This window comes from Sorangium sp. So ce281 (assembly GCF_051527395.1).
Classification (GTDB): Bacteria; Myxococcota_A; Polyangia; order Polyangiales; family Polyangiaceae; genus Sorangium; species Sorangium cellulosum_B.
The window spans coordinates 8,663,860-8,680,103 of sequence record NZ_CP150322.1 but is presented as its reverse complement, the minus strand read 5'-3'; the positions used below and the strand labels follow the sequence as shown (position 1 = coordinate 8,680,103).

Genomic DNA, 16,244 nt, shown 5'->3' with positions numbered 1-16,244 from the left:
GACTGAGAAATTCCCTCACTTGCAGCCCTTTTCAGCGGGCAAATTGAACAAGAAGGGCGGGGGCGATTTGCCGTCGGGCGCATTGTGGTGCTGTTCGCTGTCCAGAGATATTTGCAGGGATGTGGGAAGATTCTTGCGCTTGCAAACGTGTCCTCGCTTTATCGCCTTCCTGTCGAGCGGACAGCACGTCGGGCGCGTTCGTTTCCGATCTGGACAGTGGGGGCCGGTCGGGTAGCGTAGGCTGCCGTGCGTATCGCATCGAGAGCGGACCTGACGCAGGGCCTCGAGGCGACCCAACACGCTGCGGGAAAAGACTCTCCGCCGGGTGAGGGCGACGAGCGCGGCGAGGGCGACGAGCGCGGCGAAGGCGACGAGCGCGCACGGCCTGCGTGGCGTCCAGGCGCCGTCGTCGCCGGCCGGTACCGGCTCGAACGGCTGCTCGGTGAAGGGGGCATGGGCGTGATCTGGGCCGCGAGCCACACGCTGACTGGCAAGCCGTTCGCGCTCAAGTTCGTGAAGGGCGGGGCCGTGCGCGGCACGGTGGGCATGCGCCTGCTGCGCGAGGCGAAGCTCGCGAGCAGCGTCCGCCACCCCAACGTCGTCGAGGTTCACGACGTCGAGATCGAGAGCGGGGCGCCCGTGATGGTCATGGAGCTCCTGTCCGGCGAGTCGCTCGCAAGCAAGCTGCGTCGCGAGCCGAGGCTGCCCCTCGGCGAGGTCGCCTCCATCTTCCTGCCGGTCATCTCCGCCGTCGGGACGGCGCACGCGCTGGGCATCGTCCACCGCGACCTGAAGCCGGAGAACATCTTCCTCGTCGACGGATCGAGCGAGCGGGTCAAGGTCCTCGACTTCGGCATCGCGAAGCTGACGGCCACGAGCGGACAGGACGCCCAGACAACGGGGCTCACCGAGAGCGGGACGAGGCTTGGTACGCCCTGCTACATGTCGCCGGAGCAGACGTTCGGAGACCGGCAGATCGATCACCGTACCGACAACTGGTCGCTCGGCCTCATGCTTTACGAATGCCTCTCGGGCGTGCTCCCGACCCGGGCCGACAACGCCGGCCAGGTGTTCAAGATCATCGTGACAGGCGCGATTCCCCGGCTGGAGAAGGTCGCGCCCGACGTGCCCCGGGAGCTCGCCAGGGTGGTTGGCCGGTTGCTGTCGACGGACCGCCAGGCTCGGCTCTCTGACCTGAGCGAGGTCGCTCGCGCGCTCGCGCCGTTCGCGCAGGGCGCGGCGCCGAGCTTCGGCGCGCCGGAGCCGCCCGCAATGGGCCTCTCCGAGCCGCCCAGGGCGCCGGGCGGCGAGGCGGCGGGTGGGGACGTGGTGGACCCCCTGGGCGCGACCGAGCGCCTCGGCGCCGCGGCGCGCCGCGATGAGCTCCGCTCGACCGGAAGACGCCTCGGCTTGCGGGCGGCGGCCTGGAAGATCGGCCTCGCCATGGCGCTCGCGGCCGTCATCGCTGGGGCGCTCGCGCTGCGCGGAGGGCCTCGTCCGGTCGGGGCGACCACCGTTCCCGGGCCGCGCTCCATCACTACGGCGCTCGCCCTGTACAGCGCCGCGCTGAAGGCCGCTCGCGATGCCAACGAGGGCAAGGCGGTGGACGGCCTGCGGCAGGCGATCTCCGTTGATAACTCCTCTGCCGAGGCGCACCTTCGCCTCGCGATCTACGCGCCGGAGCCCGCCGAAGCTCGGGAACACTATCAGCGCGCAGAGGAGCTGAGCGTCGCGCTCGACCCCCGCGATCGAGCGCTCCTTGCGGCCATGGAGCCCGCGCTCGGCCGCGACCCCGCGGATACGGCGCGCTGCGCGGAGCGGCTGGCCGCGCTCACGGCGCAGCACCCGTATGATCGCGACGCGGAGCTGCTGGCCCTCCTCGCGCGCTGCGCGCTGCGATCGGACGTCCATACCAGCGTCGCTGCGGCGAGGCGGGTCATCGGGATCGACCCCGAGTACGCACAGGGATGGGCCACGCTGGCGCAGTCGTTGTGGCAGCTCGGGAGCTTCAACGACTCCGCTGCCGCCATCGACCGGTGCCTCGCGATCTCGCCCACGGCGGCCAGCTGTTACGAAATCCGGAGCGAGCACCACAGCGCGCTCGGCCGCTGCGCGGACGTCGAGGAGGACCTGTGGCTCACACGGCCCACGACGAGCGGAAGGGGCCGGCTGATCTTTCGCAGGCTTGCGTGGTCGAGCTATGCGCAAGGGCGCTCTCTCGACGCGGTCCGCGAGGCGATGCGGCAGAGCCGGGTCTCGCTGCCGCACAAGGAGCGGCGCTTCACCGCGCTGCTCGACGAGTCGAACCTGAACGCGATCCTGGGCAATTTCTCGCAGGCCGAGGAACAGCTACGGCAGGCGCGCATGTACATCAGCGCGGAGTCCAGGGGGCACGCCGATGTCGTCCGCGCGCTCATCGATGTCTACCTCGAGACCGATCGCAGGCGCGAGGCGGCGGACATCGCCAAGACGTGTCTTGACAATTACAGCGCCTGCGCCGGCGGCTCGCCGGACCTCTTGCGGGTCATGCTGCATGCCGGCCTCATCGCCAGGGCCGAGTTCCAGGAGAAGGTGGCCGAGCTCCTGTCGCGGTCGAGCGCGCAGGGTGCGGCCGATCCCGCGCGCTCCGCCGCGGTGCAGGCCTACGCGCGGTGGATCGAGCACCCCGAGGAGGCGGCGGAGGCCGTCCCCGCGCTGCCGCTGACCGCGCTGATGAGCAATCAAGTCGGGCAAGAGGTCCAGGCGGACGTCGGCGCGGTCTTTTACCTCGCGGGCATGCCTCTCCATGCGATCCCCACGCTTCGCAAGGCGGTCACGACGTGCGATATGCTGGGCTGGCCCGTAAGGTACGTCCGCACGTTCTGGTTTCTCGGTCAGGCCCTCGAGCAGATGGGCGAGATCTCCGGCGCGTGCGAGGCCTACGCGAGCGTGATCGAGCGCTGGGGGAACGCCAGCCCGCGCTCGGTGACCGCCGAGCTGACGCGGGCGAGGATGAAGGCGATCGCCTGCGGACCGGTCGAGTGACCGCTCCCGCTCTTCGTGCCGGGGTCCGTCGCTCTTCGACCGGGGCCATGCCGTGCCGCTTGTCCAACGGAGCGATCCCGCGGCGCCATTGTTCTGAATTTCAGTTCAATGGTGTGCGGAAAATGCAGATTCTCTTCGCTGTGCTGGGCGCCTACCCTGGTGCATATGGGCCGAGTGCTCGGCCCGCGCCGCGCCCTGCGGCAAACAGCCTATTTTGCTGGAGGAGAGCTTATGCGTGAGGAGACGAGACGGGCAGCATTGCGTGCAGCAGCGAGGGTCGCGCTGGGAGCGCTGGCCTGCGGCGCCCTGGCGGGCTGCAGCGGACGTTACGTCTCTGGCGGGCAGTCGTCACCGCTGGATCCCGACGAGGAGATCCCGGCGGAGGAGCCGGACGCCCCGGCTCCGGCCAGCGGCGGGGTGACGGCCGGAGTCGGCGCGACGGCCGGAGTCGGGGCGACGACCGGCGGCGGTGGGGAAGCTTCGACGGGGAGTGGGGTCATTCCGACGCCCGATGAGGGCGGCGAGGGCGGCGCGGGCGGCGCGGGCGGCGCGCCGTCCACGCCGACCGGGCTCGCGTGCGCCGAGCAGGTGAACCTCGACGACACGGCGGCTCGCCCTCGCGCGGAGCTCGACTGCTGCCTCGACTACACGGCGCAGCGCCTGCCCGCCCCCGGGACGGGGATCTCCGAGTCGCAGTGGGCGGCCCTCGCTGGAGACGCCTCCTTCGTGAACTGCTGCACGGCGCTGATCGTGGGCGTGGACGCCGACGCGATCGCCTACACAGAGGCCGAGACCGTCCGGCACGGCTGCTGTTTCGGCGACGTCGTCGCTCCCGAGGCGGAGCTCTATACGCAGACGCTCTGCACGCCCTGGGGCCCCCCGGTCCCGCCGGCGCTCGACGCCTATGATGCCCCGTCGGAGGTCGCATGAACGCCGCGACGCTCGATCTCCGCGGCGAGGCGCGCGCGCGTGCCTTCGACGTGAGCGGGTATCCCGCGGCGCTGTTCCCGTCGGCGATCCTCACCTGGCACGCGCGGATGGTGAACGAGCACGGGTCGTCGGCCGTGTTCGAGGCGCTCGCGAGCCAGCTCGCCTCGGCGGGCTTCCCGCCGGAGCTCGCCGAGGCGTGCCGGGGCTTCGCCGACGAGGAGCGCCGTCACGGGATCCTCTGCGGCGCCGTGGTGGAGGCCCTCGGCGGGACGGCGACCGCGAGCGTCCCGCAGCGCCCGGAGTTCCCCCTGCACCGCGACGCGCCCGCCCGCGCCGCCGCGCTCCGCAACGTGATCCACATCTGCTGCATGAGCGAGACGGTGGCCGTGGCCCTCATCGGCGCGGAGCGGCTGGAGATGCCGCCCGGGCCGCTGCTCGATCTGCTGACGCGCATCTACGCCGACGAGGTCGGGCACGCCCGCTTCGGCTGGCGCCTCCTCGAGCAGGTCGCGCCGGATCTCTCCTCGGCGGAGCGGCAAGCGATCGAGCGCTACCTGCCCGTCGCGTTCCGGCACCTCGTGGAGCACGAGCACGCGCACCTGCCGGCCCACGACGCCCCGCCGCACGGGGAGCAGCTCGGGCTGTGCAGCGGCCTGAAAGCCCGGGTGTTGCTCGATGAGACCATCGAGGAGGTCATCCGCCCCGGGCTTCGCCGCTTCTTCGATTGCTGATCTCCCGCGCGCCCGCCCGCGCCGCGCCGACGCCCCCGTCGCCGAGGCCCGCCCCTCCGGCGGGTGCCCGCGATTCCCCGCGGGTCACGCGCGCTTCTGCGGCCTGCCGCGGGGCTCGGGCGCCGCCGGCTCCGGGACCGCGACGGGCGCCAGCGTCTGCCGCGCCAGCTCTCGCGCGTAGGCGAGGCGGTCGGCCGGCGAGCCGAGCGCGCTCAGCCCCTCGTAAAGCCCCGCGAAGAACGCCGGGAAGAAGACCGCCGAGAGCGCCGCCACCACCCGGCGCGCCGCCGCCCGCTCCTCGAGCCCGGGCACCGCCGCCCGGACGAGATCGCGCAGGCGCTCCATCACCGGCGCGAAGAGCTTCGGGAAAGGACCGCTGTAGTCGTCCGCGTGAAACGCGTCGTGCAGGAGCGCCCTGCCCACGTTCGGGTACCGCATCCCGCCCTCGAGGTAGTAGCCGAGCAGCCCGCTCAGCGCCTCCAGGGGATCGCCCGGCATCCGGGCGAGGAAATCCTCGCTGTCCGACAGCATGTTCCGGATCGACCCCTCGAGCGCCGCCGCGACGAGCGCCTCCTTCGACCGGAAATAGTAGTTCACCGCGGCGATGTTGACGCCGGCCGCCGCCGCGAGCTTCCGCACCGTCAGCTGCCCGATGCCGTGCTTCTCGATCTGATCGATCGCCGCGACCACGAGCCGCTGCCGTGGATCGAGATCGTCCGCAGGGGCGAGGGGGTCACGGTCGTTCATACGATTGTTTGAAACACACCTTGACGATGCGCCTGGCAGGCGTCAATCCTTGAAACGTATGTTTCAATCAATTGTTTAGCCAGGCGCTGGAGGTGCACCGATGCTCGATCGGCGGAGGTTTCTCACCCACACGGCGGTCGCGGGGGGCGCGGCGGCGCTCGGGTTCGCGTCGGGCCGCCGCGGGGTCGATCAGGAGGTCGCGTCCGCGCGGTTCCACGGCGACGACACGCTCGGGCAGGGCCAGGCGGCGCCCGTCTGGCACCGGTTCAAGTTCATCGGCCAGCCGGTCGCCCTGGCGCCGCTGCTCGCGGTCGTCGCGGTCCACGCGCCGGGCGCGGCGTGGGCCCAGCTCCCCGATCTCGTGGACCTGAGCGCGCAGTACATGCCGGGCGCCGCGCTCGAGGATCCGCGCCCCGTGCGGGTGCAGATCTCGTCGTACGAGGTCAACGCCAACGTGCCGATCCCCCTCGGGGAGAGGACGTTCCTCATCCCGGGGGCGACCTACCACGTCGAGGCGATCTCGTACGCCGGCGCCTCGCCGGGCTTCGACGAGCTCCGGGCGTTCCACGCCGTCGACGTGCCGGTGCTGTTCGTCCAGCTGCTCCCCCACGACTGGTCGCTCTCGCTGCGCGTCGCGCCGGGGCTCGCGGGCGACTTCGAGGCCTTCGACGGCGGGCTCGTCCGCGTCAGCGCGCTCGGGCTCGTGACCCACACGCTCTCGGAGAAGCTCGTCCTCGGCGGCGGCGCGCTCGCGTCGTACAGCTTCGGCTCGTTCCTCCCGCTGCCCGCCGCGTACGTCGAGTGGACGCCGAGCCCCCGGTTCCGCGTCGAGGCCTTCCTGCCGGGCTTCGCGTCGGCGAAGCTCCTGTTCTCGGATCGCGTCGAGGTCGGCCTGCGCGCGGACGTGGCGGGGAACGCCTACGCCGTGCGCGACCCGCGCGTCACCGGGGCGTGGCCGTGCGCGGCCCTGCCGGCCGACGACCCGGCGGCCGAGCAGGACGAGCGGGCGGCGCGGCCCGAGCTGTGCCTCGATCACGTCGCCTACTCGGTCGTGACCGCGGGCGTGACCCTCGGCGTGCGCGCCTTCTCGTCGGTGTGGGTGACCGCCCAGGCGGGACACAGCCTGTTCCGTCGCTACGAGCCGATGAACGACGAGGACGATGCTATCCCCACAGGCGTGCAGAGCATCCCGAACGTGCTCTTCTTCCGCGCCGGCGTGACATGGCGCATCCCGAAGAGCTGAAGCGCGACTCACCGCCTGGCGCGCCGCGCGAGCGTATAGCCGCACACCGACCGGCGGGTGCCCGCCGGACCGTTGAAGACGGCTCGACGCCGGTGCATCCTCCGCCTTATGCGCCCGGGAGAGGTCATCGACAGCCGCTTCCAGCTCGAGCGCGTCGCGGCCTCCGGTGGGATGGGGACGGTCTACCGCGCCGTCGATCGGGCCACGGGGGCGCAGGTCGCGCTCAAGCTCCTCGGCCAGCCCGACCGGAGCGCCGCGCACCGCTTCGAGCACGAGGCGCGGATCCTCGCCGAGCTCGATCACCCGCGGATCGTCCGGCACGTGGCCCACGGCATCACCCCCGACGGGGTGCCCTACCTCGCCATGGAATGGCTCGAAGGGGAGAGCCTGGCGCAGCGCCTCGCCCGGCAGAAGCTCGATCTCGAGGAGAGCCTCGCCCTGCTCCGCGCGGCCGCCGAGGCGCTCGGGGCGGCGCACGCGCGGGGCATCGTCCACCGCGACGTCAAGCCGGGCAACCTGCTGCTCGTCGGCGGCGAGGTCGGCGGCCTCAAGGTGCTCGACTTCGGCATCGCCCGGATGAAGCGCACCATCGGCGCGCTCACGCAGACCGGCTCGGTGATGGGGACCCCGGGGTACATGGCCCCGGAGCAGGCCACCGGCGAGCGCGACCGCCTCGACGCGCGGGCCGACATCTTCTCGCTCGGCGCCGTGCTCTTCGAGTGCCTCACGGGCAGGCCCGCGTTCCAAGGCCAGCACGTGATGGCCCTCCTCGCGAAGCTCCTCATGGAAGACCCGCCGCGCGTGCGGCACCTCCGGCCCGAGGTGCCGCAGGAGCTCGACGAGTTCGTCGCCCGCATGCTCGCGAAGGACCCGGAGCAGCGGCCGCGCGACGGCTCGGCCGTCGTCGACGCGCTCGACGCCCTCGAGCGCGATCCGACGAGCGGCCTGGCCGCGCCCCCCGTCCTGTACGAGGCGATCACGGCGTGCGAGCTCCGGCTGCTCTCGCTGGTGGCCGCGCGGGAGCCGCGCTTCTCGCCCTGCGACAGCGCGGCCAGCACGCTCGTCGCCGCGGCGCCGAGCGACCTCACGAGGAAGCTCTACACGAGCGCGCAGCCGTTCGGGGCCCGCGTGGACGCGCTCGCCGACGGGACGATCGTGCTCTCGATCGCCGGCGTCGGCGACGCCGCCCTGCAGGCCGCGCGCGCGGCGCGGTGCGCCCTCACGCTCGTCGAGCTCGTGCCGGAGGCCTCCGTCGTGCTCACGACCGGCCGCGCCGAGCACACCGGCAGCCTCCCGGTCGGCCCGGTCATGGACCGCGCGGCCGCGCTCCTCGCCCTCGCGGAGCGCGACGCGCGCCCGGAGCGGAGGCCCGCGCCCGTGTGGATCGACGACGTGACGCGGGCGCTGCTCGACGCGCGGTTCGAGATCGAGCCGGCGCGGCCCGGCTCGTTCTTCCTGCTGCAGGAGCGCGAGGTCGGCCGGTCGGCGCGGACGCTCCTCGGCAAGCCGAGCCCCTACGTCGGCCGCGACAGGGAGCTCCGGAACCTGCGCGAGCTCCTCGAAGACAGCTTCGGCGGGCCCGAGCCCCGCGCCATCCTGATCACCGGGCCGCCCGGGATCGGCAAATCCCGTCTGCGGTACGAGCTCATCGAGATCCTGCGGGAGCGGCACCCCGAGCTCACCGTCGCTGTCGGCCGCGGCGACTCGCTGAGCGCGGGCTCGCCGTTCTCGCTCCTCGGCTCCGCGCTCCGGGGCGCGGCCGGGATCACCGGCGGCGAGCCCGCCCCGGCGCAGCGGGAGCGGCTCCTCTCGCTCGTCGCCCGCGCCCAGGCGCTGACGCCGGGCGAGAGGACGAGGATCGCCGCGTTCCTCGGCGAGATCGTCGGCACGCCGTTCCCGGGCGAGGCGGATCCGAGCTTCCTCGAGGCGCGGCAGAGCCCGGCCCTGATGGCCGACCAGATCCCGCTCGCCTACCTCGACTTCATGGAGGCGGCGTGCGCGGCGGGGCCCTACCTGCTCGTGCTCGAGGACATCCAGTGGGGCGACGCGGCGTCGCTCAAGCTGATCGCGCGGGTCCTCCGGGAGCTCCGCGACCAGCCCTTCGCGGTGCTCTACCTGGCGCGGGTCGAGGTGCGGAAGGTCTTCCCCGTCCTCTGGGAGGGCAGCGAGGTGCACGAGATCACGCTCGGCGCGCTGCCGCGCCGCGCGGCCGAGGAGCTCGTGCGGCAGATGCTCGGCGACGAGCTCCCGCCCTCCGAGGTCGCGCGCCTCGTCGAGCGCGCGAGCGGCAACGCGTTCTACCTGGAGGAGCTCATCCGGGCGGTCGCGGAGGGGCGCGCGGACAGGCTGCCGGAGACGATCCTGGGCATGGTCGAGGCGCGGCTCGAGGCCATCCCCGCGGAGGCGCGGCGGCTGCTGCGGGCGGCGAGCATCTTCGGCGAGGCGTTCTGGAAGACCGGGGCGCTCGCCCTGCTCGGCGACGCCGGCGGGTCGACGCTCGCGGTGGACTGGCTGCCCTGGATGCTCCAGCGCGAGCTGCTCGAGCGCCGCGAGCAGAGCCGCTTCTCGGACGAGGAGGAGTACGCGTTCCGGCACGCGCTCATCCGCGACGGCTGCTACGCGATGCTGCCGGACCACGATCGCGCGCTCGGGCACCGGCTCGCCGCCGAGTGGCTGCTGCAGGCGGGAGAGCACGACGCCAAGGTGCTGGCCGAGCACTTCGAGCGGGGCGGCGAGCCGCGGCTCGCGGTGGAGTTCTACCTGCACGCGGCGGAGCAGGCGCTCGCCGGGAGCGACCCGGCCGCCGCGCGCGCGCTCGCGGACCGGGGGCTCGCGCTGGGCGCGGAGCGGGACGTCGAGGCGGTGCTCCGCGGGATCCGGGAGGGGGCGTCCCGCGCGCTGGGCGTGGCGGACGAGCGCGCCGCGCGCTCGTCGCGGTCGTGAGCGCTCGACGCCAAACCAACTGGCGGCGGAAGTACAGCCAGCGAAATACGGAGGCATCCCCTCAAATCAGGGCCGGGTGCACAGCGCCGCGCAGCGATCGTTGCGGCGACAACACCCACGCCGCCGCGTCACCTCCGAGGCACCCGCGCGACGCCGGCCAGGGCGGCGCTCCCGGCGGCTCCCTCAGGGGTCACCCCTCCGCGTCGTCGTCGCCGCCGGCGGCCTCGTCGGTCGCCGTGCGCCGCCCGAGCCAGCGGCGGAGCTGCGTCCGGTGCACGCCGAGCTCGCGGGCCGTGCGCGCCACGTTCCCCCCTTCGCGGCGCAGCACCGCCTCGATGACCTCGTCGGCGGGCAGCGACGTCGCCCGCCGCGTCTGCCGCTCGCCGGGCGGGGGCAGCGACGATGGCTGGCTCCTCCCCGCGGATTGCTCCGGCGCGCTCGCCTGCGGCGCGACGAAGGCTTGCCCCGCCGAGGGCGACAGGTGCCGCGCCTGGACCACGCGGCTCTTCTCGAGCTGCGCCGCGTGCGCCGCTGCGCGGATCTCCGCCATCATCTCCCGCACGTTGCCGGGCCACGCCCGCACGAGGCACGCCTCGATGAGCGACGCGTGGGCCACCAGCGGCGCGCTCTCCTGGCCGCGCTCGACAGCAGCGACGGCGCTCCGCAGCGCCGCGTCCACGAGCCACGGCACCTCCTCGGGTCGCTCGTGGAGCCGCGGAATGCGGACCGCCGGCTGCGCGACGCGGAAGTAGAGATCCTCGCGGACCTTCCCTGCGGCCACCTGCGCGCGCAGGTCCTTGTGGCTCGCCGACACGAGCGCGAAGTCCACCTGCACGGGCCGCGCGGCCCCGAGCGGGAGCACCTCCTTCGCCTCGAGCGCGCGGAGGAGCTTCGCCTGCACCCCGAGGTCGAGCTCGGCCACCTCGTCGAGGAAGAGGACCCCGGCGTGGGCGGCTTGCACGTACCCGTCGGAGTCGGCCACGGCGCCCGAATAGGCCCCCTTGCGCGCGCCGAAGAGCAGCCGCTCGGCGAGTCCGTTGGGGATGGCGGCGCAGTTCACGGCGACGAACGGCCCCCCGCGCCGCGGGCCGAGGGCGTGGAAGGCCCGCGCCGCGTGCTCCTTGCCGGTCCCGCTCTCGCCGGTGATGTGGAGCGTCGCTCCCAGGTGCGCCGCGCGATCGATCGCGTACCACGCACGGGCGAGGGTCGCCCCGAGGATCGTGCCCCCGGCCGTGGAGATCCCCGCCCGGAACGGCGCCACGTCGGCCCGGATCACGAACACCGATGAGCCCGTGCGCACGATGCGCAGCTCACCGCCCGCGCGCGCGCCGGTCAACGGAACGCCGTCGAGCGACGTTCCGTTTCGGCTATTGAGGTCTTCGACCTCCCACTGGCCCTGAGTCCAGCGCACGCGCGCGTGTTTGCGCGACATCCGCAGGTCGTCCAGGGGGACGCCCCCGACCTCGCCGCGCCCGAGAGCGAGCTCGCCGTCCTTGAGCGGGAGGACATCGCAGCGAGGGCTGTCCACGGAGAAGACGAGCACCAGCCCCGGTGTCGGCTTCGTGGAACACAAGGGGTCCGAAGCCGCTCCGAGCGCGTCGTCCAGGGTCGTCGTGAATGTAGTGGGCGCCACGTCGCCGACGAGTGTAACGTGGACCCGCAGCGGGAGCGACGCCGTTGCCGGCGCGCTCGCCGTCGACCCGCAGGCCCGCCGCGCTGCGAAAGCGAAGATCCACAGGCTCACGCCGCCGGGCGCGATCGAGCCGAGCGCCGTCAGTTCGGCAAGGGGAGCCAGAGCTGGCCGTCGACGCTGTGCCCCCAGCAATAGACGGTGCTGTCGGCCTTCACCCCGCAGTTATGGTTCCTGCCCACGCGGAGCTCCACGAAGGTCCCCGCGGGGTCGGTCGTCTCGCCGCTGAGATCCGACCCCCAGCAGTGGATCGTGCCGTCCGTCTTCAACCCGCAGCTGTGGGCAGAGCCCGCACCGACATGGGTGTACGTCCCCGCCGGAGCGGTGGCCTGGCCGAAGTTGTTGTATCCCCAGCAGTAGACGGTGCCGTCGGTCTTCACCCCGCAGTTGTGATTCAAGCCCGCGCTGACCTGCTGGTATAGACCAGGAGGAGTGTCGGTCTGGCCGAAGCTGTTGTATCCCCAGCAGTGCACGGTGCCGTTCGTTCTCACCGCACAGCTGTGACTTTCGCCCGCGCTGACGCTGAGGAAGTCGCCTTCCTGATCCTCGGCCCTGCCGTTGAGATTCTGGCCCCAGCAGTCCACATCGCCGAGCGTCGTCACCCCGCAGCTGTGGTAGGCGCCCGCATCGATCTGAACGAAGGGGCCAGCGGGCTCGGTGATCTGACCGTACGTGTTGTCCCCCCTGCAGTCCGCCGTGCCGTCTGCCTTCAGCCAGCAGGTGTGTTGGAAGCCCGCGCTCACCTGGGTGAAGGTGCCAGCGGGCGCCACGCTCCAGGAAGAAGTCGTGTTTCCCCAGCACTCCGCCGTTCCGTCCGCCCTGATGCCGCAGCTGTGATCGTTGCCCGCGGCGACGTGCGAGAACGCCATCATCGGCGGTGTGGTCCGCCCTGACCCGGGATATCCCCAGCAGACCACACTGCCGGTCGCCGTCACGCCGCAGGTGTGCTCTCTCATCGCGTTGATCTGGATGAAGTAGGCGTCGGGCGGTGAGGCCTGATCCTCGGTGTCCCTCCCCCAGCAGTCCACGTAGCCGGCCGTCCGCAGGCCGCAGCTGAAGTCGTGGCCCAGGGTGACCTGGGTGAAGGTGCCGGGCGGATCCGTGGCCTCGCCGTAGGTGTTGCTCCCCCAGCAGTGGACCGCGCCGTTCGTCCGCACCCCGCAGCTGTGGTGATCGCCCACGCTGACCTGGGTGTAAATGTACGGGGGGGCCGTGCTCTGTCCCTGGGCGTTGAGACCCCAGCAGTGGACGCCGCCGCTCGTCATCACCCCGCACGTGTGGAAATCGCCCGCGGCGACCTGGGTGAAGGTCCCCGACGGATCCGTCGCCTTGTCGTAGTCGTCGTTCCCCCAGCAGTGGACGGTGCCGTCCGTCCTGATCCCGCAGTTGTGGTTGTGGCCCGAGGCGACGTGGGTGTAGCTGCCCGGCGGATCCGCGCCCTGTCCATCGCTGTTGTCTCCCCAGCAATTGACCGCGCCGGCCGCCGTCACCCCGCAGGAATGACGGGTGCCCGCGCTCAGCTGCCGGTAGGCGCCGGCCTGCGCCGTGGACTGGCCGTACGTGTTGTCCCCCCAGCAGATCATCGTGCCGTTCGCCCGGAGCGCGCATGTGTGCAAGCTGCCCGCCGCGACCGTGACGTGCCCGAAGACGCTCCCGATCGCCGGATCCACCTCGTCGGTGCCCCAGCAGTCGACCGTGCCGTCCAGCCTCAGTCCGCAGGTGAGCCCGCGTTGCGTGCTGATCTGGGAGAAGAAGCCCGGAGGATCGATCGCCCCGCCATGAGCGTTGTTTCCCCAGCAGTCGACGGTGCCGTCCGGCTTCAGCCCGCAGCTGTGATAGACGCCCACGCTGACCTGGACGAAGGTGTCCGGGGGGGCGTCGAGCTGACCTTCATTGCTGCGCCCCCAGCAGTAGACCGTCCCGTCGGTCCTCAGCGCGCAGCTATGAAACGAGCCCGCGCTGACCTGGGTGTACGCGCCCGTCTGGTCCGTGCCCTGACCATAGGTGTTGTTGCCCCAGCACCTGATCGTGCCGTCCCGCCGCACCGCGCAGTTGTGGGAATCGCCTGCGCTGAGCTGTGTATACTGCGACAGCTGATCCAAGCCCTGGCCGTAATTGTCGCGCCCCCAGCAGTCGATCGTGCCGCTCGTCCGCAGCGCGCAGGTGTGATCCCGGCCAGCGCTGACCTGGACGAAGGTGTAGTCGGGACCCGGGGGATCCCAGGGGTCCGCCGAGGGATCCACGGGGTCTATGGCCTGACCATCGGTGTTGCGGCCCCAGCAGTGGACCCTGCCGTCCGTGCCGACCGCGCAGCTATGGGCGTCGCCCGCGCTGACCTGGAGGTATGTGCCCGCGGGATCGTCGGCCTGGAGCTCGTCGTTGAGACCCCAGCAATCGATCGTGCTGTTCGGCCTCAGCGCGCAGGCGTGGCCGCGGCCGGCGCTCACGATCCACTCGTCGAATGCGGCGTGGAGCGGCGTGTCGTCGTCGCGGAGGGCTTGCGGGACCGCGGCGAGCTCGTCGCCGACGTCGGCGCCGGGCGCGCCCGGCATCTCGCCGGCGCACCCGAGCATGGCGAGCGCCGAGGCGCCCAGCGCGAGCGAGAAACCGAGCCTCCGGCCCCGGCTCGCGCGCGAGCTCACGGCCGCCGGTTTTCTGGACGTATGGTGCAACATGGTTCCTCGAGGATGATGTGTTAAGGTTAGGAGAGAAGAGCGGCAGGAGCCCTCGCCGACCCTTGTCGTGGCGGAGGCAGGAGGTCGCCCTCGGCGCAGGCGCGTCCTCCGAGATCGGTGTGCCCCGGAGCGGGGGCTCGCGTCGGAGCCGAGCGCCTCCGGCACCCTCGTGCGAAAGGGCTCATAGCAATCGGTGTGCCCGGAACGATCGCCGGGCGCGCCTCCGGGCCACCCCGAGCGGCGCGGCAGGCGGCGTCCGCGGCGTGCACTGCTCGAAGGGCGGGGCTCACGGCGCGGCGGTCCCTGCCCGAGAGCGAGCCGGCGGCACCGGACGAGTGGCACGTGGCACGTGGCACGTGCCACGTGCCACGTGCCATGTGCCATGTGGGCGCGCGTGCCACGAGCTCGGGGCGCCGGCGGCTCACGACAGGACACATGGCTCTTGACGATCGACGCCGCGGGGACGGCGAGCTCGTGGCGTCCGCTGCGCCGGCGCAGGGACGCAGAGGCGCAACGGCGGACAGGCGTCCTGCGCTCTTGCGCTCCCTAGTAGAAGTCCGGGTGCACGCAGACGTCGACCTCGTTGTTATCGAAGCCGAAGTGGTGGCCGACGTTCGCCTTGCACTTCAGGAAACCGCGGCACGTCCCGTGATTGCTGGGGTCGCAGTCGCCGTCGCCGAGAGCACACGGCTCGTCCACCGTGCACCGCCCCGATGTCGAGACGCGGTCTTCGTTGAACTCCTTGAGCCCCGGCATCCACGGCAGGTCGCACACGTTGGTCGTGTCGCTCTCGCCGATGGCGTACCCGACGTCGGGACGACAGACCAGACCCGCCTTGCACTCCTCGTGCTTGTTGCAGTTCCCCTCGTAGATCTGGCACCCGCCGACCGAAGCGCAGTACCCGCTCTCGCTGCTCGACTGGCGAGCGCCGGGCTCGACGCAGACGTCGAAGACGTCGGGCAAGCCCACGAGGGCGCCGTTGTTGCTGCCACAGACGAGGCCGGTCTTGCAATCGAAGTCCGAGTCGCAGTCGCCCTCGCCAACGCCGCACTTGCAATCGGGAGAGCAGAAACCATCGTCGATGTCGCTGGTGTCGAACGGCCCGCACTTGAGCGCGTCCATGACCCATGCCGCGAAGCTGTAGCTGTGTATGTTGCGGTTGGAAGACGCGTGGATCCCCTCGAGCGTCCACTCGCCGTTCGGGTGCGCGCTCTGCCAGACGGGGCCGCCTTGATCGCCGGAGATGTAGTCCCACACCACGCCCGTCACCATGATGTGAGCCTTGAGCTGGGTGTCCGGCTTGACGCCCGCCGTGTCGTCGTACGAGAACCCCCACACCTCGTCGTCCAGCGCGCTCTCCTCGATCGCGCCGCGCTCGCTCCTGAAGAACGAGAACGTCATCGCAGGGGCGTCGAGGTGCACGGTGCTCGCGAGGTGAGCGAGCGCGATGTCGACCTTGCCGTAGCTGTCGACATAGCCAAGGTGCCAGTCGGCAAGCGGATGCTTGTAGATCTTGTCCACGTTGGCGACGACGCCGGTCGTGGAGACCACCGAGTAGGCCGCGTCCAGGTCATGGGCGCAGCCCTCGCTCGTCAGGACCCAGTTCGAGTCGCTGCCGGCCTCGAGCAGATGGTCCGGGAGGAACACGGCGGAACACCTGTTGGCGCCATCTACCCTCCAGCGGCCGACGCGGCCTGATAAGTTCCCGGCGATGCCGAGGTCCAGCGCGAGCTGGGACGCCTGCACCTCCTCGGCGCCCGCGGCGTCGGAGCTCTCGGTCTCCGGGATCTCGGAGACGCAGCCAGCAAGCGCCGCCGCGAGCATCGCGAACCTCAACCGAACGATCGTCTTCATCTCTTTCTCCTCGCCGCCATCTTTCGATGGCCGGCATCGGACGATTGCCCCCATGCCTTCCTCGGCATGGGGCCGTGCTGGCGCGCTTTCGGAGTCACGGTCGCGGCATGGCCTGCCGCTCCTCGGCGCTTCCGCGCTCCCCGGGTATCCATGCAACGCCCATGCCGGGCGATGCTCCGCGGATGTCTCGCCCGGCCCACGACGCCCCGTGAGAGAGCACCGGAGCGCCACCGTGGCGAATCGCGCGGAATCGCGCAGAACTGCGCGGAATCGTGCGGGATCGAACGGAGAGAAGCGTCCCGACGACTGAACTCTTCCGCGAAAGCAGCGAGGGCAGCGAGAGCGCGCCGCGCGCAGGTCGCCGGGGCACGCTGGCACGCTGGCACGCTGGCACGGACACAACCGGG

Annotated in this window: 9 protein-coding genes; 5 read left to right on the top strand and 4 right to left on the bottom strand. The window is 71.7% G+C overall.

The genetic code is table 11. The annotated features are described in order from the left end of the window. The first annotated feature begins 246 nt into the window (after positions 1-246). The 3 genes from WMF27_RS33025 (at position 247) to WMF27_RS33015 (ending at position 4,685) form a co-directional block, all read left to right on the top strand. Positions 247-3,024: a protein kinase domain-containing protein gene (locus WMF27_RS33025; RefSeq protein ID WP_437764888.1), complete on the top strand. Its 2,778-nt coding sequence runs from the start codon at positions 247-249 to the stop codon at positions 3,022-3,024. Between the two features lie 231 nt (positions 3,025-3,255). After that, positions 3,256-3,954: a hypothetical protein gene (locus WMF27_RS33020; RefSeq protein ID WP_437764889.1), complete on the top strand. Its 699-nt coding sequence runs from the start codon at positions 3,256-3,258 to the stop codon at positions 3,952-3,954. Continuing rightward, complete coding sequence (locus WMF27_RS33015) at positions 3,951-4,685, top strand: ferritin-like domain-containing protein (RefSeq protein WP_437764890.1); 735 nt, start codon at positions 3,951-3,953, stop codon at positions 4,683-4,685. The genes WMF27_RS33020 and WMF27_RS33015 overlap by 4 nt, the downstream gene beginning before the upstream one ends. An 84-nt stretch (positions 4,686-4,769) precedes the next feature. On the opposite strand, the gene WMF27_RS33010 is transcribed toward WMF27_RS33015, so the two are convergent. After that, complete coding sequence (locus WMF27_RS33010; RefSeq protein ID WP_437764891.1) at positions 4,770-5,432, bottom strand: TetR/AcrR family transcriptional regulator; 663 nt, start codon at positions 5,430-5,432, stop codon at positions 4,770-4,772. Between the two features lie 100 nt (positions 5,433-5,532). On the opposite strand from WMF27_RS33010, the gene WMF27_RS33005 reads away from it, so the two are divergent. Continuing rightward, entirely contained in the window at positions 5,533-6,675 is a 1,143-nt protein-coding gene (locus WMF27_RS33005) for a DUF6268 family outer membrane beta-barrel protein (RefSeq protein ID WP_437764892.1), read from the top strand. Positions 6,676-6,783: 108 nt separating this feature from the next. Then, a complete protein-coding gene (locus tag WMF27_RS33000) occupies positions 6,784-9,618 on the top strand; it encodes a serine/threonine-protein kinase (protein ID WP_437764893.1) in 2,835 nt (944 codons plus the stop codon). Between the two features lie 190 nt (positions 9,619-9,808). On the opposite strand, the gene WMF27_RS32995 is transcribed toward WMF27_RS33000, so the two are convergent. From WMF27_RS32995 to WMF27_RS32985, 3 genes are all read right to left on the bottom strand, one after another. Then, a complete protein-coding gene (locus tag WMF27_RS32995) occupies positions 9,809-11,251 on the bottom strand; it encodes a sigma 54-interacting transcriptional regulator (RefSeq protein WP_437764894.1) in 1,443 nt (480 codons plus the stop codon). 140 nt (positions 11,252-11,391) lie between these two features. Then, on the bottom strand, positions 11,392-13,983 hold the full coding sequence (locus WMF27_RS32990) for an RCC1 domain-containing protein (RefSeq protein ID WP_437764895.1): 2,592 nt from the start codon (positions 13,981-13,983) through the stop codon (positions 11,392-11,394). Positions 13,984-14,529: 546 nt separating this feature from the next. After that, positions 14,530-15,630 carry a hypothetical protein gene (locus WMF27_RS32985; protein WP_437764896.1) on the bottom strand — a complete coding sequence of 367 codons (1,101 nt, stop codon included), beginning with the start codon at positions 15,628-15,630 and terminating at the stop codon, positions 14,530-14,532. Positions 15,631-16,244: the final 614 nt, after the last annotated feature.